General features: G+C 64.2%; 15 protein-coding genes. 8 read left to right on the top strand and 7 right to left on the bottom strand.

What is annotated here, in order from left to right:
• Positions 1–3 precede the first annotated feature (3 nt).
• The 7 genes from NKH78_RS21920 to NKH78_RS21950 all read left to right on the top strand — a co-directional run bounded on the left by NKH78_RS21920 (position 4) and on the right by NKH78_RS21950 (position 6,427).
• A complete protein-coding gene (locus tag NKH78_RS21920) occupies positions 4–630 on the top strand; it encodes a DUF4129 domain-containing protein (RefSeq protein ID WP_352689420.1) in 627 nt (208 codons plus the stop codon).
• Positions 627–1,826, top strand: coding sequence for a DUF4350 domain-containing protein (locus tag NKH78_RS21925; protein ID WP_352883928.1), 1,200 nt, complete (start codon positions 627–629; stop codon positions 1,824–1,826). Before NKH78_RS21920 ends, NKH78_RS21925 begins: the two co-directional genes overlap by 4 nt.
• A complete protein-coding gene (locus NKH78_RS21930) occupies positions 1,813–2,769 on the top strand; it encodes an AAA family ATPase (RefSeq protein ID WP_352480604.1) in 957 nt (318 codons plus the stop codon). Before NKH78_RS21925 ends, NKH78_RS21930 begins: the two co-directional genes overlap by 14 nt.
• On the top strand, positions 2,766–4,073 hold the full coding sequence (locus NKH78_RS21935) for a DUF58 domain-containing protein (protein ID WP_352738239.1): 1,308 nt from the start codon (positions 2,766–2,768) through the stop codon (positions 4,071–4,073). Before NKH78_RS21930 ends, NKH78_RS21935 begins: the two co-directional genes overlap by 4 nt.
• Positions 4,070–5,101 carry a stage II sporulation protein M gene (locus NKH78_RS21940; RefSeq protein ID WP_352738237.1) on the top strand — a complete coding sequence of 344 codons (1,032 nt, stop codon included), beginning with the start codon at positions 4,070–4,072 and terminating at the stop codon, positions 5,099–5,101. Before NKH78_RS21935 ends, NKH78_RS21940 begins: the two co-directional genes overlap by 4 nt.
• A complete protein-coding gene (locus tag NKH78_RS21945; RefSeq protein ID WP_352738236.1) occupies positions 5,088–5,954 on the top strand; it encodes an RDD family protein in 867 nt (288 codons plus the stop codon). Before NKH78_RS21940 ends, NKH78_RS21945 begins: the two co-directional genes overlap by 14 nt.
• Before the next feature lie 227 nt (positions 5,955–6,181).
• Complete coding sequence (locus NKH78_RS21950; protein WP_031193474.1) at positions 6,182–6,427, top strand: hypothetical protein; 246 nt, start codon at positions 6,182–6,184, stop codon at positions 6,425–6,427.
• 277 nt (positions 6,428–6,704) lie between these two features.
• On the opposite strand, the gene NKH78_RS21955 is transcribed toward NKH78_RS21950, so the two are convergent.
• Positions 6,705–7,391, bottom strand: coding sequence for a D-lyxose/D-mannose family sugar isomerase (locus tag NKH78_RS21955; protein WP_352703198.1), 687 nt, complete (start codon positions 7,389–7,391; stop codon positions 6,705–6,707).
• A 141-nt stretch (positions 7,392–7,532) separates the two neighbouring features.
• Here NKH78_RS21955 and NKH78_RS21960 point away from each other — a divergent pair, with 141 nt between their 5' ends.
• Entirely contained in the window at positions 7,533–8,591 is a 1,059-nt protein-coding gene (locus NKH78_RS21960; RefSeq protein ID WP_352778008.1) for a D-TA family PLP-dependent enzyme, read from the top strand.
• A 13-nt stretch (positions 8,592–8,604) separates the two neighbouring features.
• Here the strand turns inward: NKH78_RS21960 and NKH78_RS21965 are convergent, their stop codons facing one another.
• The 6 genes from NKH78_RS21965 to hutG all read right to left on the bottom strand — a co-directional run bounded on the left by NKH78_RS21965 (position 8,605) and on the right by hutG (position 23,710).
• Positions 8,605–9,360, bottom strand: coding sequence for a heme ABC transporter permease (locus NKH78_RS21965; RefSeq protein ID WP_352703203.1), 756 nt, complete (start codon positions 9,358–9,360; stop codon positions 8,605–8,607).
• 260 nt (positions 9,361–9,620) lie between these two features.
• Positions 9,621–11,390, bottom strand: coding sequence for a glucan ABC transporter ATP-binding protein/ permease (locus NKH78_RS21970; protein WP_352738232.1), 1,770 nt, complete (start codon positions 11,388–11,390; stop codon positions 9,621–9,623).
• Positions 11,391–11,754: 364 nt separating this feature from the next.
• Positions 11,755–20,325: a glycoside hydrolase family 94 protein gene (locus NKH78_RS21975; protein WP_352738230.1), complete on the bottom strand. Its 8,571-nt coding sequence runs from the start codon at positions 20,323–20,325 to the stop codon at positions 11,755–11,757.
• 267 nt (positions 20,326–20,592) lie between these two features.
• Entirely contained in the window at positions 20,593–21,180 is a 588-nt protein-coding gene (locus NKH78_RS21980; RefSeq protein ID WP_352738229.1) for a HutD/Ves family protein, read from the bottom strand.
• Positions 21,181–21,188: 8 nt separating this feature from the next.
• Positions 21,189–22,859, bottom strand: coding sequence for a urocanate hydratase (gene hutU / locus NKH78_RS21985; RefSeq protein ID WP_352883935.1), 1,671 nt, complete (start codon positions 22,857–22,859; stop codon positions 21,189–21,191).
• Between the two features lie 32 nt (positions 22,860–22,891).
• Entirely contained in the window at positions 22,892–23,710 is an 819-nt protein-coding gene (gene hutG / locus NKH78_RS21990; RefSeq protein WP_352883937.1) for an N-formylglutamate deformylase, read from the bottom strand.
• Positions 23,711–24,118: the final 408 nt, after the last annotated feature.

Consider the following 24,118-nt stretch of genomic DNA (forward strand, 5'->3'; position numbering starts at 1 on the left):
GCGGTGGCACAGCCAGGCACAGCGGAAGCCGAACGGCTGACCAATCTTCACAAGCAGCTGATCGCCGATGAGTCGATCCAGTTCGACCTGCCGGCCTATATGCCGCCAAAGCCACCCGAGTGGCTGAAGCCGCTGCAGGATTTTTTGTCGTGGCTCGGCCCCTACATGATCTATCTGTTCTGGGGGGCGGTGATATCGGGCGTCGCAATCATCCTGCTTTTGGTCTTCCTCGAGGTGAAAGGCATCGCCTGGCGGCTGCCGTGGCAGCGCGCGCGGCCCGAAGTCGAAGACGAAGAAGCCTGGCGCCCCGACGCCGGCGCCGCGCAGATCCTGTTGTTGCAAGCGGATGCGTTGGCCGCACGCGGCGACTATGACGAGGCGGTTCACCTTTTGCTTCGGCGCAGCGTCGCCGATATTGCCGGCCGGCTGCCGGACTTCCTGCGCCCGTCGCTCACCGCGCGCGACATCGCCAATGCCCCTTCCCTGCCGGGAAGGGCACGCCATGCGTTTACCGAGATCGCCCGCATCGTCGAGGCGGCGCTGTTCGCGCGCCGGCCGGTTGGCGCGGAAGGCTGGCGGCAAGCACGCGGCGCCTATGAACGTTTCGCCTTCCGGGATGCCTGGACGTGAGCGCACCGGCGGTCAAGGCGCAGGAGCCGTTCAATCGAAAGACACTGTTTTGGGGGATTTTCGCCAGCCTGCTTGCGGCCGCCGGTTTCTTCCTGCTGTCCACCTATGCTCCCGATTTCCGGCAACCCGGCAATGGCGGCGCCACGCCGCTGTCGAAAAGCGGCGTCGGCTACGCCGGTCTGGTGGGATGGCTGCGGCTCACCGGCGAAGCGCCCTTGATGGCGCGGACCGAAGACGATCTTGCCAGAGATATACTGCTGATCGTCACCATCTCGCCCGACAGCGACCAGGAGGCGCTTCGCCGCATCCTCAATCTTCGCCAGGACCAGAACACGCTCTTCGTGCTTCCCAAATGGCAGATCCTGCCGCTGCAGGGGCATGAAGGCTGGAACATGAAATTCGGGCGATTGCCCGGTTCGGTGGTGAACGAATGGCTTGGCCGCATCGCCGATGCGAAGATCGGTGCCGGCCAGAGCACGGCAAAGCAACTCGACATCGAAGGCAACATGGTTGCCGCACCCGAAGAATTGCAGTGGGTGGCCGACAAGTACCCTCTCATCGCAGCCGGCAATGACAAGGCTGTGCTTACCGAACTGGACGACAAGCCGTTCTATATCCTGACTGACCCCGACCTGATCAACAACGCCGCCCTCAAGGATCCCGAAAAGGCAGCAGCCGCGCTCGGGCTGATTGCCGTGCTCCAGCCCGATGACGGCCCGGTGATGTTCGATCTGACGCTGCACGGCGCGGGGCGGAAGTATGATCTGACCAAGCTCCTTGTCGAGCCGCCGTTCCTGGCGCTGACACTGACGATCCTGATCGCGGCGGCCCTGGCGTTCCTGCATGGCCTTGGCCGGTTCGGCCCGCCGCGCGCCGACCAGCGCGCGATCGCCTTCGGCAAGCGTGCGCTGGTCGATACGACGGCGATGCTCATGCGGCGTGCCGGCCGGCTGGACGAGCTGGGAGGCCGCTATGCGGCCTTGATGCGGGTGCGCGCCGGCGCGCTGCTCGGGGCACCGCACGGACTGCAAGGCAAAGCGCTCGACCGCTGGCTCGACTCTCGCGATAAGGAGCAAGCTGGCGGCTTTACGACGCGTTCGCAAGCCGCCGACGAGGCGAAGAACCTGACGCAGATGCAACAGGCAGCAGAGCGGCTGCACGACTGGACGGCAAGGAGGCTCGGTGAACGTCGATGATGTGAAGGCCCTGGCGACACGGATCAGGGAAGAAGTGGCCAAGGCGATCACCGGGCAGCACGATACGGTCGACCTGATGCTGACCGCCTTGTTTGCGGGCGGGCATATCCTGCTCGAAGGTCCGCCCGGCACGGCCAAGACCATGACCGCACGCTGCTTCGCCCAGGCGCTTGGGATCGCCTATGGGCGGATCCAGTTCACGCCGGACCTGATGCCGGGCGATATCGTTGGCTCGAACATCTACAACTTCCAGACCGGGCAGTTCACGCTGACGCGCGGTCCGATCTTCTGCGATCTCCTGCTTGCCGACGAAATCAACCGGACGCCGCCCAAGACGCAGGCCGCACTGCTCGAGGCGATGCAGGAACATGCGGTCACGTTCGACGGCACCACGCATTCGCTTGGCCGCAATTTCATGGTCGTCGCGACCCAGAATCCAATCGAGCACCAGGGTGTCTATCCGCTGCCGGAGGCGCAGCTCGACCGCTTCCTGTTCAAGCACCGCGTCAGCTATCCCGGCCCCGAGGAAGAACGGGCAATCATCGTCCATCACGGCGGCGGATCCGCCTCGCACGACATCGCGCAATACGGCATCAAGGCGCAGACGGACCGCGAGACGCTGCAGGAGGCCCTTGAAGTCGTCGGCTCCGTCACCCTTGTCGACGATGTTGTCGGCTACATAGCGGCGCTGGTTCGGGCTACGCGCGAAAATGCCGATCTGGAAGTCGGAGCCAGCCCGCGCGCCGGCGCCATGCTGGCGCGGGCGGCGCGTGCCCGGGCGGCGCTGGACGGACGCGCCTATGTGATCCCCGACGACGTCAAGGCGCTGGCGGTGCCGGCACTGCGCCATCGCGTCATCCTTTCGCCTGCGGCCCAGATCGACGGCCGCCTGGTCGAGCAGATCGTCTCCGACCTGGTCGACCAGACGGAAGCACCACGTTGATCTATCCCAGCGGCCGAGCGGTGTGTGCAGCTGCTGCCGGCGCGGTGCCGGCCTTCCTGGTCGCGCTGGCATTGCCGTCCTTCTGGTATCTGGGATTGCTGTGGAGTTGCCTGCTGCTTGCCTTCCTGGCGGTGGATGCCGCGGCGGGACGCGGACGGGCATCGCTGAATGCCAGCATCGATGCGCCGCAGCAGGTCGGTGTCGGTGGGGAATTCGGCGTGCAAATCACCGCCCGTCACTCGGGGCCGCGCGCCGCGGAGGCTCGCGTCGGCCACGATGCGCGTCTGGCGCCGGTGAGCGCCAGCGGCGGGACCTTGCAGCCGACCGCCAGAGGCGGGTCGCTCAACCTCCGCTTCCAGGCGCTGCGGCGCGGCGTCGCCAGCTTCGACCGTCTCTGGGTGCGCTGGCGCGGGCCGTTTGGGCTGGTCTGGAACCAGGTCGTGCTGCCGGTGGAAAGAAAGGTTGCGGTGCTGCCCGACGTCAGCAGCGCCCGCGGCGAGGCGATCACGCTGCTGCAACATGCGACGCTTGCCGAAGGCCATGCGCAGCGCCGCGCCGGTCAAGGCCGCGAGTTCGACGCGCTCAAGGATTACCAGCCGGGCATGGGCCGGCGGATGATCGACTGGAAGCGCAGCGCCCGCCACGGCAAGCTGTTGGCGCGCGAGTTCCGCATCGAGGAGAACAACAACATCGTGCTGGCCATCGATAGTGGACGCCTGATGTGCGAGCCGGTCGACGGTGTGCCTAAGGTGGACCGGGCCGTGACGGCCGCCTTGCTGTCGGCGTTCATCGCGCTGAAGGGCGGCGATATGGTCAGCCTGTTCGGCTTCGATGCAAGGCCGCGCGTTTCGAGCGGCGCGGTACGCGGCCCCGCCAACTTTGCGATGATCCAGAAACGAGCGGCGGAGATCGACTATTCCAGCGAGGAGACCAATTTCACGCTGGCGCTGACGACGCTCGCGGCTAGGCTCGACCGCCGCTCGCTCGTCATCATCTTCACCGATTTCGTCGATCCGATCAGCGCGGAATTGATGCTGCGCACCGTGGGCCGGCTCACCGAACGGCATCTCGTGCTGTTCATGCTGATGAAGGACACCGAACTGGAGGGCCTGGCCGATATGCCGCCACGCTCTGGCGAGGACGTTGCCCGCGCGGTCGTCGCCGGAGGGCTTTTGCGCGAAAGGCAGGTCGTCATCGGCCGGCTGCGCCTGCTCGGGGCGCACGTGATCGAAGCTGAGCACAATCGGCTGGGTCCCGCGCTGGTCGAGCGCTATCTGCAGTTCAAGCAGGAGGACTTGCTGTGACGGCGCCAGTCGTCGACAATGCTGCACGTGGCGACGCGGTACGCCAGTCGCTGGCCAGCTTCCGCCGCGAGCGCGAGGCCGACTGGAAGGCATTCGAGGCGCTGCTGGCGCGTGTCGAGAAGCGTGCGCCGCGGACGCTTTCCGAAGAGGAGCTGCTGTCGCTGCCCCTGCTCTATCGATCGGCGTTGTCTTCCCTGTCAGTGGCGCGCGCAACCTCGCTCGACAATGCGCTGGTCGGCTATCTCGAAGCGCTGTCGCTGCGCGGTTATTTCTATCTCTACGGCGCGCGTCGCGGGCTGCGGCAGCGCCTCGCCGATTTCTTCCTGCACGACTGGCCCGAGGCCATTTGCGACCTGTGGCGCGAGACATTGGCGTCGGTCGCGCTGATGGTGATCGGCATTGGTGCAGGCGCCTGGCTGGTGGCATCCGACAAGAGCTGGTTCGACGCGATCATCCCGCCCGGCCTGGCAGGAGGCCGCGGCCCCGACACGTCGGCCGAACTGCTGCGCAACATGCTTTATGATGGCGACAATGGCTTTCTCTCAGGTTTTGCCGCCTATCTGTTCACGCACAACGTCCAGGTCGCAATCCTGGCCTTCGCCCTTGGCTTCGCCTTCGCGGTGCCGACAGTGCTGCTGATGCTGTTCAACGGCTGCATGATCGGGGCGTTGTTCCAAGTCTACTGGTCCAAGGGACTTGGCATGGAGCTCGGCGGTTGGCTGGCCATCCACGGCACCACTGAATTGTTCGCGATCGCTTTGGCCGGCGCGGCCGGCATGCGCATCGGCACCAGCATCGCCTTTCCCGGCGAATTGACACGCATGGCGGCAGCGGCTCGCGCCGGACGCATCGCCGCGAACGCCATGGTCGGGGTCTCGGTCATGCTGCTGTTTGCCGGGCTGCTCGAGGGCATTGGCAGGCAGACCATCACCAGCGACATCACGCGCTACGCCATTGGCGGTGGCATGCTGGCGCTGTGGCTCGGCTATTTCTACCTGTTCCGGGCGGTGCGGCATGGCGATCGGTAGGCGCGCCGCGTTCGCGGCCATACGGCCGCTGATCACGCCCGAAGGCGTCGATCTCCGGATTAGGCTCGCCGACGCCGGCACGCGGGCCTCCGCCTTCCTTCTCGACGTCGTGTTCATCGCCGTGGCTGCAATCGTGATCACGATCGTCGCGCTGTTCGGGGTGGGAGGCCTTGGCAGCGAGGGATTCCAGCCGCTCTTCGTCGTCTGGATCATCCTGATCTTCTTTCTGCGCAACGCTTACTTCATCGCCTTCGAAGCAGGCCGGCGCGCGGCTACGCCCGGCAAGCGGATCGTCGGCATCCGGGTCGCGTCGCGCAGTGGCGACGGCCTGTCGATCGACCAGGTCATTGCCCGCAACCTGATGCGCGAGATCGAGGTGTTCCTGCCGCTGTCGATCATCGCCGGACGCAGCGGGACCGACCTTGCCGACGCACTGACGACAATCTTCGGACTGGTGTGGACGCTGCTGTTTGCCTTGTTCCCGCTGTTCAATCGAGACCGCATGCGGATTGGCGACCTGTTGGCAGGGACCTGGGTGGTCGAGGCGCCGAAGCGCGCCTTGCTTGAAGACCTGTCGGCACGACAGGATTCGGCGGCCGGCGCGTTCCGGTTCAGCCACACCCAGCTCGATGCCTACGGGATTGCCGAACTCCACAAGCTGGAGGAGGTGCTGCGCCGCGACGACTATTTCGCCCTGCGGACGGTGGCCGAAACGATCGGACGCAAGATCGGCGCGGCACCACAAGCCCATGACGCACGCGCATTCCTGACGGCGTATTATGGGGAGTTGCGGGCGCATCTCGAACGCAAGCTCCTGCTGGGCAACCGCAGGGCCGACAAGCATCAGCGTTAGACCAGGAGTGGAAATGCACGAAAAGCGTGCGCAGCCGCCCATTGCCACCGAAGATTGACGCTTGACCAGTGCCATCTTCTCCCGCAAATTCAGTCTCGCGAGGTTGAAATGCCTATCCGTCCGAGGGTGCTCGTGTTCCCTATCCTCTGGCAGTCGCAAGCGGATGTTGCAAGAAGACTCCTCGAGAGTTCCAGGTTCTACGGAAATCAAGCCTCAAGGAGACTTCCTTGGCCACTTTCGTCACTCAATCCACTTTCCAACGAGCTGGCAGCCAAATGGTGTGGTTTTGGAAGCTCGGAACAGGCGATGCCTACTGGGGGTACTCGGTACGTGCGGCGGTTGTCCTTCGCACGGCCACTTTGCGCTGGGAAAGCCTGTATACCTACATCGACGAGACAGGCCAGACCGAGGTAATCCAGACGAACGTATCAGACGATATGCAAATAAGATTCGCGGCGATAAGTTCTCCCTGAGGAGCCAAGACATGCCAATAGCGCTTCACGCGGTATACGATTCCCGAGGGGTCATCATTGCCGCCTCACGAGTCGATCCCGACGATGACAAGTCGGCCCCGGCGCCAATCCCACAGCCGGGCGAGGGCAATTACTACGCGCTAATCCCGCTTGACGAAGCCCACGTCAAAATGCCGCTGGATCAGCTGTGCACAACGACTCGGGTCGACTTGCGACAGAAGCGGCTGATTGCCGAGAACCTTCACTCTCAAGCATAAGTGTTCCTCGCCACCCTGCCTTAACCCACCCACTTCTCGTAATCGGATACCAAGAGGTGCAGCGGTGCTGTGTCCTCGTCGATGTCCGCGAAGCGGCCGATCGGCTCGCGAAAAACGTTGTCGGTGAGATCGTCATTGACGGTCGAGACCTCGCCGATCAGCACGTCCTTGCCCTCGGCCCAGAAGGCGTGCCAGACGCCCGGCAGCAGCGTCACGCTCTGGCCTGGGTCGAGCTTCAGCAATCCACCCGCAGGCAGTCTGTGGATGGTTCCGTCGACAGGCACAGATACTTCGGCCTTCGGATCGATGCCGCCATCGCGGTCATGCATGAACAGCTCCAGCACCAGTTTGCCGCCGCCACGGTTGATGATGTCCTCGGCCTTGATGTTGTGGCGGTGCATCGGCGACAGCTGATCCTTGCGCGAGATCATGATCTTTTCGGCATAGAGCATGCCCATGCCCTTCTTCATGTCCTCGTAGCGGCCGTTGCGAACAGTGAACAAGAACAGGCCGAGCTCGTCGAACTTGCCCTGGCCGTAATCGGTGATGTCCCAGCCGAGCCGCGACGAGAAGATGGCCGCCGAATCCTGCCGGTGCGCCTTCATCTCTTCCGGGGTCCAGTAGGCGAAGGGCGGCATGATGTAGCCGAACGAACGGATGAAGGCGTCGGCGTCGCGGATGATGTCGTTGATGGCGGAGCGTTTCATGATCATGATCCCTTCTTCAGGCGGCGCCTACAGCGCATAACCGAACACCGATCCGGTGTCGACGTAAACCGCATTCTGGCCTCATGACATCGGCGACGATCGGGGCCATAAGTCCCGACAAATTCCCAAAGGTGACATTCCATGCGCAGCATAGACGACCTCGATACGCCGGCAATCCTGATCGACGCCCGCCGCGCAGAAGCCAACATCGCGCGGGCGCAGGCCCATGCCGACCGGCACGGGCTGAAGCTCCGGCCGCACATCAAGACCCATAAGCTGCCCTACTGGGCGAAAAAGCAGGTCGCGGCCGGGGCCATCGGCATCACCTGCCAGAAGATCGGCGAGGCCGAAATCATGGCCGATGCCGGACTGACCGACATCTTTCTGCCGTACAATATCCTCGGGCGGGCCAAGCTGGAACGCCTCAAGGCGCTGCACGGCCGCGTAACCCTGTCGGTGACAACGGACAGTATGGACACGCTGATGGGACTTGCCGCCACCTTTACCGATCCCGGCCACCGCCTGCCGGTGCTGGTCGAATGCGACACCGGCATGGGCCGCTGCGGTGTGCAGTCGGCCGGCGAGGCAGTCGCGCTGGCGAGCGAGATCGACAAGGTCCGAGGGCTCGTGTTCGGCGGCCTGATGACCTACCCGGGGGCTGGCCGCGCTGCCGAGACCGAGGCGTGGCTCGCCGATGCGCAGCAAGCACTTGCCGCAGCCGGCCTTGCTTGCGAGCGCATCTCCAGCGGCGGCACACCCGACATGTGGCGTTCCGGCGAGCATAGCGTCGTTACCGAATACCGGCCCGGCACCTACATCTATCTCGACCGCTACCAGATCGCCAAAGGCGTCGGCAGCCTCGACGATTGTGCGCTGACCGTACTGTCGACGGTGGTCAGCCGTCCAACGCCGACACGCGCCATCCTTGACGCCGGCAGCAAGGCGCTCTCCAGCGACACGCTGGGGCTCGCCGATTTCGGCGAGCTGCTGGGCATTTCAGGCGCAAGAGTGACCAGCCTCAGCGAAGAGCACGGCAACGTCACGCTTTCGGGCGGCGCAGAGCTTCGCATCGGCGAGCGCGTGCGCGTCGTACCCGACCATTGCTGCGTCGTCACCAACCTGTTCGACGAGGTGCATCTGATCGAAGGCGACAAGGTGATCGAGACGCTGCCGGTGGCAGCACGCGGGCGTATGGCTTGATCCTATCGGTTGGCTACCGTTCAGCCTGCCTCGCGGCAACCCGGCGCATCGAAATGACGCGGCGGCGTCGGATCTCGGTGCGCATCGCCATCAGATGCAGGGCGAAGAACAATACTGTGAAGCCGAGCGCCATCACCAGCAACGGCCACAACAAACTGGGGTCGATGGTCGGGCCGCCGAGCCGGAACACCGACGCCGGCTGATGCAGCGTGTTCCACCAGTCGACCGAGAATTTGATGATCGGGATGTTGATAAAGCCTACCAGCGTTATGATGGCCGCGGCCCAGGCGGCACGCCCGGCATCGTCTAGCGCGCGGGTCAGCGCGATAATGCCGAGATACATCAGGAACAGGATGAAAACCGAGGTCAGCCGGGCGTCCCACACCCACCAGGTGCCCCACATCGGCTTGCCCCAGATCGAACCGGTGATCAGCGCAAGGGCGGTGAACACGGCGCCGATGGGTGCCGCCGATTTCAGCGCCACGTCGGCCAGCGGATGGCGCCAGACCAGCGTGCCCAGTGCCGAGACCGCCATCAGCGTGTAGCACATCATGGCAAGCCAGGCGAAAGGCACGTGGATATACATAATGCGAACGGTGATGCCCTGCTGGAAGTCCTCAGGCGCCGTGAAGCTCATATAGAGACCGACAGCGAGGACGACGGCGGCGACGCTCGCCAGCCACGGCACGACCTTGTCGGCAAGCCCGACGAACCGCGTCGGGTTGGCAATATCCATCCAGCCGGAGGGGCGTGAGGTCGTGTCGCTCATGCGGCCTTACATAGACCGCCGGCGGAGTTGCGGCAACCACAGCGGCGGTACGTCCTCTCTTCTCTCCTTGCGTGAGAAGGCGGATCGGCGCGTAGCGTCGAGCCGGACGAGGGGTGCTGGACGGAGTGAGGCGCCAATGATCGCCGTGCGCCGAAGTCTGGATTTTGGATGAAGATTTGAGCCAAGCCGGAGCACCCCTCATCCGACCTCGCTTCGCGAGGCCACCTTCTCCCGCAAAGGGAGAAGGCAAACCGCGCTGCTCAGGCGGCCTCGTTCACCGGGCGGCTGAGGCGGCGAACCTCCTCGTCGTTGAGCAGACCGCCGGCGCGCAGCAGGCTGGCGAAGCGACCGTTGCGCAGCGACAGTTCGGTGAACCCGCCCATCTCGACCACCCGGCCCTTGTCCATGAACACGACCAGATCGGCGTCGCGAACGGTGGTCAGGCGGTGGGCGATGATGAAGGTGGTGCGGCCGCGCCGCAACTCGTCGATGGCGTCCTTGACGCGATCTTCCGTCTCAACGTCGAGCGCGCTGGTCGCCTCGTCGAGAACCAGGATGGGCGCGTCCTTCAGCACGGCGCGGGCGATCGCGATGCGCTGGCGCTCGCCACCGGACAGCTGTCCGCCGCGTTCGCCGACGACCGTGTCGTAGCCCTCGCTCTTCGACAGGATGAAATCCTGCGCGGCGGCGGCATTGGCCGCGGCATGGACCTCGTCATAGGTCGCCTCCGCACGGCCGACGCGGATGTTGTCCTCGATCGAGCGGTTGAGCAAGCCGGCATCCTGGAACACGGTGGCGATCGAATGGCGCAGCGACTTGCGGGTCACCGTGCGGGTGTCGATGCCGTCGATCAGGATACGGCCGCTGGACGGGGTAAAGACGCGCTGCAGAAGGTTGATGAGCGTCGTCTTGCCGGCGCCCGTGGGGCCGACGATGGCGACCGTCTGGCCGGCCTGGACCTCGAACGACGCGTCGTCGACGCCCTGCCCCGAGTTGCCGAACTCGAAGCAGACATTCTCGAAACGCACGTGCCCCGTGACGTTGACGAGCTCGCGCAGCCCATCGGGCTCGACGGCGTCGGATGCAGAGTCCTCGAGATGATAGAATTCCTCGAGCTTGGCGCGCGCCTCGGAAATCTGGTTGGCGAACGCCGACATCTGGTCGAGCCGGGCAATCAGCAGTGTGGCAAAGCCGGTAAAGGCGATGACGTCGCCGATCCGCAACTGGCCGTGCGTCACCAGATAGGCGCCAATCAAGAGCACCACCATCATCGAAATCGTCGACGACAGGCGGTGCAGCGCGTTGGCCATCGCCCACCAGTCGAGCACCGGATTCTGTGCGTCGAGCAGGTTCTTGACGTAGCGCTTCAGCGCCTCGGTCTCATGGCCGATGCGGTTGTAGCTCTGCAGGACGGCGACGTTGCTGACCGAGTCCGTCACATGCGCAAACACCTTGTGGTAGTGCCGCTCTACGGCCGCCTGGCCTTCCTTGGTGCGCCGCATCACCAGCCGTCCGATGCCGACATAGAGCGCGCCAAGCGCCAGCAGCACCATCGACATGCGGATATCCATGCTGAGCGCGGTGGGCACCAGCAGAACCAGCGCAACCGCGGTGGACAGATGCTGCCGCATGAATTCCAGCCAGAGGCTGAACAGGGTCTCGACCGCGCGCAGGAGCGTGTGCAGGGAATTGGAGGTGCCGCGCTGATGATGCCAGGCAAGCGGCATGGTGATCACGCGCTCGAATGACTGGCAGAGAACCTCGCTGCGCCGCTGGTGGGCAAAGCGGTCGGCACCGCGCGCCACCAGCACGAAGGCAATGATGTTGAACGCGCCGAGACCGGCCCACATTGCCAGTGTCGCGAATACCGAGCCGCGGTCCGAAATGGCATCGATCACCCGGCCGAACATAATCGGCTCGAGAATGGCGATAATGGCAAGCGCGACGTTCGCCCCGCAGATAAACGCAACGCGTTTCCTGTCGGCAGCGAGATAACCAAGGGCTCGCCAGTAGATTTGCAGAAGTGACACTTCAGCTACTCCGCCAATTATTTATGGTGCAGTGCGTCATTTTTTGACTCGTATCGGTTGACGCGTCGCAAAACAATGCTCGTCTACCTCTTCCGTTCCCATTCCGCGAACAAAAGATGACGACGCTTCGAAATTTGCCGTGATCGTCTAACAGTTTGAGATAAAAGGTGAAATGTCAGCGTTGCGGCAAAATCATGGCAACTGGAAAGCACTGCCACATTTTTAATCAGCAAGACCCCAGACACGACGTCTAAAGTCGTGTGCAGGCATTCAGCAAGGTCAAACGCAAATATAACCGGTAGAGGCACTTGGAGCGCCCGCGCGTGCCCTGGGGAACCCTGAGCGACGCTCCAAGTGCTTGAATCTAGGTCGGTATTCTAACGACCACCTCGGCATTGTCGCCGGCTTTTGGCTCGAAGGACGAAGATTTGGTCTTCGTGCCATTCACTTCAAGTGAGATGGCCCGGGCCTTTTTGTCGCGGACGACGCGTACCTTGATCTCGGCACCCAGCATCTTCAGGGTTGCCGAATAGCCGTCCCAATGGCTGGGAAGTCGCGGCGTGAACTGGAGGCGCTGTCCGCGGCGCTCTATGCCGAGAATGCTCTCGACCGCAGCGCGATAAAGCCAGCCCGCCGACCCGGTATACCAGGTCCAGCCGCCTCGGCCGCCCTTGTCTTGCCCGGAATAAACGTCGGCCGCGACGACGTAGGGTTCCACGCGGTAGCGCTCTGCCGCGGCTTCATCGAGCGCATGGTTGACCGGATTTAGCATCGAAAGGCAACGGTACGCATCGTCGGTGCGACCCATCTCGGCGAGCGCAATAACGAACCATGTCGCGGCGTGCGTGTATTGGCCGCCGTTTTCACGGACCCCCGGTGGATAGCTTTTGATGTAGCCCGGGTCCTTTTCCGTCTTCGAGAAGGGCGGGGTGAACAGTTTGACGATCTTGAGCTCGTCGTCGACGAGCGCTTTCATCGCCTGCCCCATTGCCGTGGTCGACCGCGCCGGGTCGCCCTCGCCCGAAAGCACGCTCCAGGACTGGGCGATCGAGTCGATCTTGCACTCATCCGACTTGCGCGAGCCGAGCGGCGTGCCGTCGTCGAAGCTGCCGCGCCGATACCACTCGCCATCCCAGGCGGTGCTTTCCAGCGCCCGCTTCAGCACCTCGGCGTGCTTCGTCCAGGCTTGCACGCGCTTTGCATCGCGCTCCGCCTTGGCGACATCGGCAAATTCGCCCAGCGTCTTCAGCAGGAACCAGCCCAGCCATACGCTCTCGCCCTTGCCGTGCTCGCCGACGCGGTTCATGCCGTCGTTCCAGTCGCCGCCGAGGATCAGCGGCAGCCCGGCCGGGCTGCTGCGCTTGACAGCAAGATCGAGCGCCCGCGCGCAGTGGTCGTAGAGCGAGGCTGTCTTCTTCGAGATTTCCGGGATGAAGAACGCATCGTGCTCGCCTTCGCTCAGCGCCTGCCCTTCGATGAAGGGCAGTTGCTCCTTCAGGATCGCGGTGTCACCGGTCACCAGCAGGTAGCGCGCGGTAGCGTGGGCCAGCCAGACCACGTCGTCAGAGATCATGGTGCGGACGCCGGCCTCGGTGCGCGGCAGCCACCAATGCTGCACGTCGCCTTCGGGAAATTGCCGCCGCGCCGCGTTGAGGATCTGATCGCGCGCCAGCTTGGGGTCGTGCGCCAGCAAGGCCAAGGTGTCCTGCAACTGATCGCGGAAGCCGAAGGCACCGCTCGCCTGATAGAACGCAGAGCGGGCACGGATGCGGCAGGCCAGGCTCTGATAGGGCAGCCAGTGATTGACCATGGCGTCGAGGGCCTTGTCCGGCGTCTCGACCTGGATGGTGTCCAGAAAGCCGCGCCATGTGCGCTCGTTGTCGGCCAGCCGCTGATCGAAATCCCTGGAGCGATGGGTCTGCACCAGCGCGCTGGCCTCGTCGGGCGAGGCCGCGTCGCCGAGCAGCCAGAGCAGCGTGACGTCGCCACCGGCAGCGATGTCGATGTCGCGTGCGATGGCCGCGCAGGGATCGTCGCCGGCCTCTACGCGGCCCGACAGGTCGGCGCCGCTCAGCACCGCATGCGGAAACTCGCTCGTGCCTTGCCTGCCGATGAATTCGCCGCGGTCGGCGGTGACGGAATGCACCGCACCGTCGGCGGCCAGAAAGGCGATTCGCTCGCCGAAATCGAGTCCATAGGGATTTTGCGCCAGCAATGCGCCGGTTGCGGCATCCCTCGACGGAACGATGCTTGCAGCGGTGCGCGAGCGATGGCCGCCAAGAACCCATTCCGCATAGGCGTAGACGCGCAGCCGCATCGGCACCGAACCCGAATTCTGGATGCGCAGCCGCGATATCTTCACCGGATCGACGGGATCGACGACATGGGTCAGGTCCATCGACAGCGGCCCGCGTTGTGAGCGGAACGTCGAAAAACCCTGCCCGTGCCAGGTTTCGTAGGTCATTGTCGGATCACGCACCACGGCAGCCATTGGCGAGAACGCCCTGCCACTGGCATGATCGTAGATATAGATGCCCTCGCCCGGCCGGTTGGTGACCGGATCGTTCGACCATGGCGTCAACTGATAGTCGCGGCTGTTGCGGCTCCAGGTGAAGGCAGCGCCTTCAGCCGAAATGTGGAACCCGAACGATGGGTTGGAGATGACGTTGATCCACGGCTGCGGCGTCGTGCGCCGGCCGGCAAGACGCACGACGTAGTGGCGTCCGTCGCCGTCGAAGCCGCCGAAACCGTTCCATTGGTCGAGCCCGCTGCCGTCGACGCGGCCCTCGATCAGTGCCTGGGCGGCAGATGCTTGCGACGTCGGCACCGGCAAGGACGGCTCGCGAAGCGCTGCAAGGTCTGCCGGCTGGAGGGCGGCGTCCCGCGCCTGCAGTGCCGCGGCCTCGGCGCGCTCGATCTGGTCGAAGATGGTGCCGTTGCGCGTATGCAGCACCACCCGAGCGACGGCGAGCAAGGTCCTGTAGGTCGTTTCCTCCATCAGATCGCGGCGCACTGCGAAGATGTGCTGGCGGGGTCCGAGCTCCTTGCCGCGCAACCGGCTGTTTTCGCACAGCGTCTCCACCGCACGCTGCAGGTCCTGCACGTAGGATGACGCCTGCTCGTTGACGACGACAAAATCGATCATCATGCCGCGGGCGCGCATGTATTCCTGGAAGCGAAGCGCCTGGGCGACGATCTCCAGATCGGCGACATCGGCGATCCTGACCAGGAAAATCGGAAAATCGCCGGATATGCTGGTCGGCCACAGGCTAGACTGCCTGCCGAGCCCGGAGACGATGGATTCGCCGGGAAGGCGCAGGAACGGGTCGGGATAGATCAGATAGCGCGCCAGCTTCTGCACATTGGCGGCGTCCGACAGACTGAGGCCAAGGTGCCGGGTCTGCACCTGCGAGCGCGTCCAGGCGAGCATCGCCTGGCGGGCGAAGCTTTCGGGATGGTCGAGCCGGGCGATGGCGGCATCCAATTCGGCGCGATGGGTACCGACGACGGTCCAGAAGGTCAGCGAAATCTTCTTGTTGGCCGGCACCCGCACCTGCCGGCGAAGCGATGCGATCGGATCCAGGGTGAAGCCGGAATGGCCGCCAAGCTTGGCGCCGGGATCAAAGGCAGCCGCCTCGGTGATAGTGCGGCCACGGCCGATGAAGGCGCGCCTGTCGGTTTCCGCCTCGGCGTCGCGCGCCGATCCAGACGGGTCGGTGACGAAATGCACCATGGTGACGTCGGGTTCGTCCTTTTCGCGCTTGCGCCTGGTGGCGAAGATCGCGCCGTTGTTCGGCGCGATCTCGGTTTCCACGAACATCTTCGAAAAAGCCGGATGGGCATTATCGGAGGGCTCGGAGCCCAGCACCAGTTCGGCAAACGAGGTTACTTCGATATGCCGGTCGGCGGGGCCATCATTGTGGAGCGTCACCCGTCGGCCCTCACCATTGCCTTCCGAGATGACGATGCACTCGACTTCCGAACGCAGCGATCCAACCGATTTGACGAAGCTCGCCTTGTCGTCGGAAAACAGCGTCTGCGCCCGCTCGCCGGCGGCGCGCTTCGGCTCGGCGGTGGCCGACCACCAGTCGCCGTTACTGGCGTCGCGCAGGAAAATATAGGAACCAAGGCGGTCCTCGGTCGGATCCGGCTGCCAGCGCGTGACGGCAAGGTCGCCCCAGCGGCTGTAGCCGGAGCCGGTGGCGGTGACCATGACCGAGTAGCGGCCATTGGACATGACACTGGTCGAGCGCAGCGCCCTCAGCGGATCGAGCACGATGCGGGTGTCCGGGCTTTCCAGCTCGGTCTCGTCCTTCGAGCGCTCGTCGGCCTCGGTCCTGACGGTCGCAGTCGGGATGTCGCGCGGCGCCCTTTCCTGCAGCAGCAATTCGGCCGATTCGATCACCGGATCGCTGTGGAAGCGGTCGCGCAGGCGCCCTTCGAAGATCGCATCGGCAACTGCGGCAATCGACATGCCGGAGTGGTGGGCCATGTAGTTGAGCACGACGGCGTGGTCGGTGCCCTCGGGGACGCGTTGCGGCGTGAAATCCACCGCGTCGTAGAAACCGTGCCGGCCCAGCGCGCCCAACCGCCTCAGCCTGGCCAGGTTCTGCACGGATTCATGCGGCGTAAACTGCGCTGCCAGCACGGTCGCGTAAGGCGCAATTACCGTATTTTGGCCAAGGCCGCGCTTCAGGCCGAGCCCGGGCACGCCGAAATTGGTGTACTGATAGGTCAGTTCACGGTCGCGGGCGTTGTAGGCCGCTTCCGAAATCCCCCAGGGTACGTTCTTCGAACGGCCATACTGGATCTGGCGCTTGATGATGAGCTTGCTGGTCTGGTTGAGAATGCTGCCTTGCGGCTCCTTCATCACCAGGGGCGGCATCAGATATTCGAACATCGAGCCGGACCAGGACATCAGTGCGCCCTGGAAGCCGATCTCGACGATCGGCCGGCCGAGCCGGAACCAGTGCTCGGTCGGCAAATCGCCCTTGGCGATGGCGAACAGGCTGGTCAGCCGCGCCTCGGAGGCCAAAAGATCGTAGCAGCTTTCGTCGAGCTGATGCTCCTCGACCCGGTAACCGATCGACAGGAGCTTGCGTTCGGGCCGCATCAGGAACGAGAAATCCATCTCGAAGGCGAAACGGCGCGTGCGCTCGCGCAACGTCAGAAGCTTGGCCCGCAATGCCGCGACGGCGTTTTCGTCGCTGTGCGCGTCGTGCACATGCGCCTCGCAGGTGGCTTCGAGCCTGGCCGCCCAATCGGCGATGGTGTCGCTCTGGGTCGACGCTGCCTCGGTGTGGATGGCTGTCGCGAGCTTGCGTATCTCGCCGGCCAGGACGGCCAGGTTGATGGTACGGATCGACGCCATCTCCGGCTGCGCCTTGATCAATTCGACCGCCCGCCGCATGCCATCGAGACGGTCGGCGAGCCGCTGGCGCAAGGGCCGCAATTGACGCCGGTCGTCGGGCAGTTCCTCAAGGCTTTCGTCGAGGATGGTGACAGTATCGAGGATGCCTTCGAAGTCGCCCTGCACATGCACCGACGGCGCTTCGGCCCATTCGGCGCAGGCTGCGGCCACGGCCACCAGATGGCCGGCGAGATTGCCGCTGTCGACTGCAGAAATGTAAAGCGGATAGAGCGGCTTCAACGTCGTGGTGTCGTACCAGTTGAAGAGATGACCGCGATCGCGCGGCATGCTCTCGATGGTCGACATGGTCGCGTCGATGCGGTTGACGGCGTCGGAGAGGCTGATCCAGCCGAAGTCGCGTGCCGAAATCACCGACAGCAGGTAGACGCCGATGTTGGTCGGCGAGGTGCGGGGCGCCACCACGGGGGCCGGGCTTTCCTGGAAATTATCCGGCGGCAGATGGTGATGCTCGGCCGTCACGAAAGTCTCGAAATAGTGCCATGTACGCCGCGCCACGGTGCGCAGCGCGTGGATGTCGGCGGCCGATATGCGCAGGCGGTCCTCGGTTTCGGCCGAACGGCTGATCCAGCAGGCGATGGCGGGCGAGCCGATCCAGAACAAGGCAAAGAAGAAGGCGACGAAGGCGCCGGTGGAATCGGCCAGCACCGGGACGGCGAGGCCGACGACGCCGATGATCACGGCGCCGTACATGATGCTGTAGTAGGAGCCGAGATCGTTGTCGCTACCCTTGTGTGCCTGCGAGGCGGTGCGCCATTCGAGCAGGTTCTGGCGGCTGACGAACAGGCGGTAGAGCGTGCGGATGATTGCGTCGCCCATCATCCAGGCTAGGTGCGCCATCAGGACAATCTTCAGCGCCACCAGGGCGGTACCGAAGGCAACGTCGCGTGCCAGTGCCGAGAAATGGCCGCGCGGCGTCTGATCGCCGCTCTTCGGCAGGATGGCGTTGACGATGTCGAAAGTGGGCGCCATGAACAGCGTGAGGATCAGCAGCGCCTGCCATTGCGCGGCCTGCGTGAAGGGCAGCAGCGTCCAGCCGGCGATCGCGGCCATCACCCAGAAGATCGGCGTCACCGAGCGGCGCAGATTGTCCACCATCTTCCAGCGCGACAGCGCCGGCACGTTTGAGCGCGGGCCAAGGATGAAGCCCAGAAGCTGCCAGTCGCCGCGTGCCCAGCGATGGTGGCGCGACGCATCGACCGAATAGCGGGTCGGATAGTCCTCGACCAGTTCGACGTCGGTGACCAAGGCCGAGCGCGCCAGGGCGCCTTCGAGCAGATCATGGCTGAGGATGGTGTTTTCCTCGATGCGGCCCTTCAGCGCCGCCTCGAAGGCGTCGACATGGTAAAGACCCTTGCCGGTGAAGGAACCGTCGCCGAAGATGTCCTGGTAGAGGTCTGACACGGCAAAGACGTACGGATCGAGCCCGCGATTGGCGGAAAAGACACGCTGAAAGAACGATGCCTCGTCGCCGCTGGTCAGCGACGCGGTGATGCGCGGCTGCAGGATGGAATAACCTGCAGTAACCTCGCGCCGTGCGACATCGAAATGCGGACGGTTGAGCGGGTGGCAAAGCTTGCCGGCCAGCGCAGCGACGGCGTCGCGGGTGGTGCGGGTGTCGGCGTCCAGCGTCATCACGTGGACGACGCTCTCCGGCAATGGCACTTCCAACGGCAAGAAGGTGGTGTCGCTGTCGCCGCGCAGCAGAAGGTTCAATTCGTGCAGCTTGCCGCGCTTGCGCTCCCAGCCCATCCAGACGCCTTGCGATGCGTTGTAGAGCCGGCGCCGATGCAGCAGATAAAAGCGCGGCGCGCCTTCCGAGGGATAGCGGGCGTTCAGCCTGGCGATTTCGGCGCGGGCGAATTCGAGGATTTCGACATCCGCCGTATCGATCTCGGTCTTCGAGTCCGGCCAGTCGGAAAGCAGCGCGAAATAGACCTCACCCGCCGTATTGGCGAGGTGATGCACCTCGATGTTGCGGATGTTCTCCTCGACATCGTCGCGCGAGCCGATCAGCGACGGCACCACCACCAGCGTGCGCGCCTCGGGCGGCACACCGTGCCTGAAATCATAGCCGACGAGACGCGTCGGTTTCAAAAACAGCGAGACGACGGTGTTGAAGAATGCGAGCGCGCCTTCGTTGGCCGGCACCGCGAACAGGGCCAGCATCAGGACGATCGACGGCACCGACAGGCCGAGATTGGCAAGCGCATTGCCGGAAACGACCAGAAGCAGGACCGTCAGCGCAAACACCGGCACGACGATGCCCAGCCATCCGGTCTTGCGGAACGTCCGGTTCAGCGTCTTGCCGATGGTCGGCCGGTAGCCGATCGACCGCTCGAGCTCCTGCCGGCGCGGGCCGACCAGAAAGAAGCCGACGTCGGTATGAGCGATCGGACCGCTTTCGGAGCCCGGTGCATCGGCAGCATGGCCGGCGAGCTCGATCGCCCTTTCGGCAACGCGAAATTCGGAGAGGTCGGAACGGCGCGCCAGCTCCTCGATCGCAGTCCGGTATTGGTCGCGCGAAAAGAAATCGAGGGCGGCGAAATCGGTGCGTTCGCGCAGCAAGGTGTCGATGCGGCTGACGCCCTCGAACCACACCGTCCAGTCGACGTCGTTGATCAGGCGCAGGCCGCGGATGATGTTGCCGGTGGTCACGTTGCCGCTGGACAGCGTGTGGTGCTCGCTGAGGATGATCTCCTCGGCGTCGGAGCCGGTCCTTTCCAGCTCGCCCTCCAGCCATTCCAGCGCCCTGCCGGCATTTTGCGAGCCGTCACGCAGCCGGTAGAGCAATTGGGTGGCGAAGGTGGTGTCCTGCGCATGGGCGCTGTAGTGGGAAAGTATCGCCTGCCGGTCGGCGCTGTCGTCCGTCGCCAGCACACGGTCGGCGACCTCGTTGGCGATCTGGCGCAGTTCCCGCGTGCGATTGACGCGGACCGCGATGCGGCGAAGGTTCTCGATCAGGACGAAGCGCAGCAGCGACGGCAGCGCCCATAATTCGCCGATCTTCAGCGGCTCGACGGACTGGAAGCCTTCGACGATCGCCTTGAACATGGCCGACGAGACGGAACTGTCGGAATGCGCGACATAGGTCCACGCGACCGCCAGTGCGCGCGGCACGCTGGATCCATCCGACAGTTTCAGCGTCGGCAACTGGCGATAGAAGCGGCGCGGCAGGTCGCGCTTGACCTGAAAAATGGTCTCCTCGACCAGATAGTTGTTGTCGAGCAGCCACTGCGCCGCGGGCGTGATCGTTTCGCCCCTCGCCTGGGCAGCGTTGGTGGAACGGTAGACATCGAGAATCTTCCTGGCGCTGTCACGAATGCGCGCCTGAAAATCGAAAGGCGTCAGACCGAACAAGTCCTTGGCATCGCCATTGGCAAGGGCTGCGCCCAAAGCGCGCAGCCGATCTTCCGGCAGGAAATGGGAGCGTATCGGCTCGTCGGTGACAGCCGGGAAGCTGGCGCTCGTCTTTTCGATCTGTGCGAGATTGGTCTGGATATTCATCTAAGGTTCCGTGTTGGGGACGCAGTGCGGCGTCACCGCCACGGCAATGTCCCTAAAACCGGTCCAAATGCAATTGGTTGCATCGCAACACTTGGCCGAAAGTTTGTTTCCGCACCACGACAAGATGCTGTCTCTCGACAACTTCCAGGCGAGCACTATGAGCATCGTTTCGGCTTCTGATCGGCGGAAGATTCAGGCTTTTTCGTGATGCAGCGACCAGCTTACGCGATATTTGGCCGGCGTCACGATCATGTTTGGAAACAGACGTTAATCGTTGCCGGCAATGCGGTCGATGCGGATCACGAACAGCCTGGCCGGCCGGACGGGGTCCAGGTGCAGTTCCGGCGCTTGCGCCCCGAGCAACAGCGCGTCGAGCGGCCCCAATTGCATGGGCGCCGCGCCGGCCACGCTGAGTTCGCCGTCGACGCACAGAATAAGTGTTTCATCGGCTTCGGCCTGGATCTCCGTCGAAGCCGGAATCAGCAGGCGCTCGACCGTGTGGGCCGCCCGGGCGCGGCGGGTCATGACGTTGAGGTCGGTGATCGGGCCAGCGATCAGCGTGGCTTGCGTCGGCACGTCGGCCGGAAAGGCAAGCGGTGCGGAACCCTTGGTGATTTCGACCGGCGGCCGGCCGGCGATATCGAGGACCATGCCCTCGCCTTCCAGCAAGGCCAAGGTCCGGTCGACGCCAGCGAAGCCGGAGAACGGGCCGCTGCCCTCGACCAGCGCCATCGAGACACGCCAGTCGAAATCGTCGAGCCCGGCACCTGGCGGCGACACGACAATCTCCGTCGTCACCCCGCCGCCGTTCTTCCACGGCATCGACCGGTATTCGGCTGCCCGAAGGATGCGCAAGGCGCGGCTCAGTCCAAAATGCCGGGCAGGTTAAGCTGGTTCTCCCTGGCGCACTCGATCGCGATGTCATAGCCGGCATCGGCGTGGCGCATGACGCCGGTCGCCGGGTCGTTCCACAAAACCCGCTCCAGGCGCTTGGCCGCCTCGGGCGTGCCATCGGCGACGATGACCATGCCGGCATGCTGCGAAAAGCCCATGCCGACGCCGCCGCCATGGTGCAGCGACACCCATGTGGCGCCGGACGCCGTATTGAGCAGGGCATTGAGCAAGGGCCAGTCGGAGACGGCATCCGAGCCGTCCTTCATCGCCTCCGTCTCGCGGTTCGGCGAGGCGACCGAGCCGGAATCGAGGTGATCGCGGCCGATGACCACCGGTGCCTTCAGTTCGCCCCTGGCGACCATCTCGTTGAAGGCGAGGCCGAGCCGATGGCGATCGCCGAGCCCAACCCAGCAAATGCGCGCCGGCAGGCCCTGGAAGGCGATGCGCTCGCGCGCCATGTCGAGCCAATTGTGCAGATGGGTGTTGCCGGGCGTGAGTTCGCGCACTTTGGCGTGGGTCTTGTAGATATCCGCGGGGTCGCCGGAAAGCGCTGCCCAGCGGAACGGGCCGATGCCGCGGCAAAACAGCGGACGGATATAGGCCGGCACGAAACCTGGGAAGGCAAAAGCATTCTCGAAGCCCTCCTCCTTCGCCACCTGGCGGATGTTGTTGCCGTAATCGAGCGTCGGCACGCCGGCGTTCCAGAACGCCACCATCGCCTCGACGTGCTCGCGCATCGACGCGCGGGCAGCTCTTTCGACGGCCTTCGGGTCGCTGCTGCGCTTCTCGCGCCATTCGGCCAGCGACCAGCCCTTGGGCAGATAGCCGTTGAGCGGGTCATGCGCCGAGGTCTGGTCGGTGACGATGTCGGGGCGCACGCCGCGCCGCACCAGTTCCGGCAGGATGTCGGCGGTGTTGCCGACGAGGCCGACCGATTTCGCCTCACCGGCTTTGGTCCAGCGCTCGATCTTTTCCAGAGCCTCGTCGAGCGTGTCGGCGCGTTCGTCGACGTAACGGGTGCGCAGCCGGAAATCGATGCGGTCGGGATCGCATTCGACGGCCAGGCAGCAGGCGCCGGCCATGACCGCGGCGAGCGGCTGGGCACCGCCCATGCCGCCAAGGCCGCCGGTCAGTATCCACTTGCCCCTGAGATTGCCGCCATAGTGCTGGCGGCCGGCCTCGACGAAGGTCTCATAGGTGCCCTGCACGATGCCTTGCGTGCCGATGTAGATCCACGAGCCGGCCGTCATCTGGCCGTACATCATCAGGCCCTTTCTATCGAGCTCGTTGAATTTCTCCCATGTCGCCCAGTGCGGCACCAGGTTGGAATTGGCGATCAGCACGCGCGGGGCGTCAGGATGAGTGCGGAACACGCCGACCGGCTTGCCGGATTGCACCAACAGCGTCTCGTCGTCGCCGAGCGTCTTCAGCGAGGCAACGATGCGGTCGAAATCGTTCCAGGTGCGCGCCGCCCGGCCGATGCCGCCATAGACGACCAACTCGTTGGGGTTTTCGGCGACCTCTGGGTCGAGATTGTTCATCAGCATGCGCAACGGCGCTTCCGTCAGCCAGGTGCGGGCGTTGAGCTCGCTGCCGCGCGGGCTGCGCACTTCACGGATGTTGTGGCGAGGATCGGTCATGATTGTCCCTTTCGAATGAAGCGCGCCGCGCGTCAGCGCTCGGCCCAGGCGATCGCGGTTTCCAGGATCTTTCTCAGCGTGACGCGGATTGGCGCCGCGAATTCGGCATCGTAAGGCACCGGCCAATTGCCGGGCATGCCCTTGCCTTCGGGCTCGCGCAGATAGCCGCGGTTGGACAGCTCCATCTGCAGCGCGTGGACGCCGTTTTGCGGCTGGCCGAAATGGCGCGTGATCCAGCCGCCCTTGAAGCGGCCATTGACGACGAAGCTCTCGCCGGTTTCGCCCAGAATCTGCCTGACTTTCTCCTGCAGCGTCGGATCGGCGCTCTGGCCGTCGTTGGTGCCGAGATTGAAGACCGGTAATTTGCCTTCGAATAGGCGCGGCAGCACCGAACGGATCGAATGGCAGTCATAGACGACGATCTTCCCATGCAAAGCGTGCAGCCTGTCGACCTCGGCCTGCAGCGCGGCATGATAGGGCAGGAAGAACTTCTCGCGGCGACCGTCGATCTCAGACGGTCCCGGCTCTTCACCTTTGCGGTAGAGTGGATCGCCGTCAAAGGTCTCGGTCGGACAGAGCCCAGTCGTCGTCTGGCCGGGATAGAGCGAGGCGCCGGACGGATCGCGGTTGACGTCGATGACGGTGCGAGAAATCGCCGTATGCACAACGGTCGCGCCGAGGTCTTCTGCGAAGTCATAAAGCTTGTCGATCCACCAGTCGGCGTCACGGCGGCCGAGCCAGGGCGAGATTAGCCGGCTGTCGAGGCCGGCGAGATCGATGCCGGTATGCGGGATCGAAACCAGCAAGGGTGCCGTGCCTTGGGTGACCGTGAGCCAGGAGGGTGAAGTCATCGGAAGTCTCCACGCGACAGAACGCAACTTTGCGACCGTCTTTGAACACCGATCTCGCTTTTTGTCGGTTGCGACGTATTTTGTTCTTGCTTTGTGCCGGCAGCTATGCTACTAATTTGCCTATGGTGCTGATTCAGCCCGACGACCCGCCCTCGAGGCGGGTTTTTTGTTTCTGGCCTTGAAAGTTTCGGTGTTGCCGGGCTGAGGTTGGCGGGACAGCGCCCCCCTCTGTCCTGCCGGACATCTCCCCCTCCAGGGGGGAGATTGGCTATCATCTCTACTTTCGCCAATCTCGTAGGGTGCAGAAAGGGCGCAGTCCCCGAAGCTGCCAATCTCCCCCCTGGAGGGGGAGATGTCCGGCAGGACAGAGGGGGGCGCGACGGAACACGACCCATGCCGGCGTAACGC

It is taken from the genome of Mesorhizobium sp. M0910 (genome assembly GCF_040319465.1).
Taxonomy (GTDB): domain Bacteria; phylum Pseudomonadota; class Alphaproteobacteria; order Rhizobiales; family Rhizobiaceae; genus Mesorhizobium.

Coding starts and splice junctions, on each gene's coding strand:
- NKH78_RS21945 (WP_352738236.1), top strand. CDS start 5,088: ATGGCGATCGGTAGGCGCGCCGCGTTCGCGGCCATACGGCCGCTGATC.
- NKH78_RS21955 (WP_352703198.1), bottom strand. CDS start 7,391: ATGAAACGCTCCGCCATCAACGACATCATCCGCGACGCCGACGCCTTC.
- NKH78_RS21960 (WP_352778008.1), top strand. CDS start 7,533: ATGCGCAGCATAGACGACCTCGATACGCCGGCAATCCTGATCGACGCC.
- NKH78_RS21965 (WP_352703203.1), bottom strand. CDS start 9,360: ATGAGCGACACGACCTCACGCCCCTCCGGCTGGATGGATATTGCCAAC.
- NKH78_RS21975 (WP_352738230.1), bottom strand. CDS start 20,325: ATGAATATCCAGACCAATCTCGCACAGATCGAAAAGACGAGCGCCAGC.
- hutU (WP_352883935.1), bottom strand. CDS start 22,859: ATGACCGATCCTCGCCACAACATCCGTGAAGTGCGCAGCCCGCGCGGC.
- hutG (WP_352883937.1), bottom strand. CDS start 23,710: ATGACTTCACCCTCCTGGCTCACGGTCACCCAAGGCACGGCACCCTTG.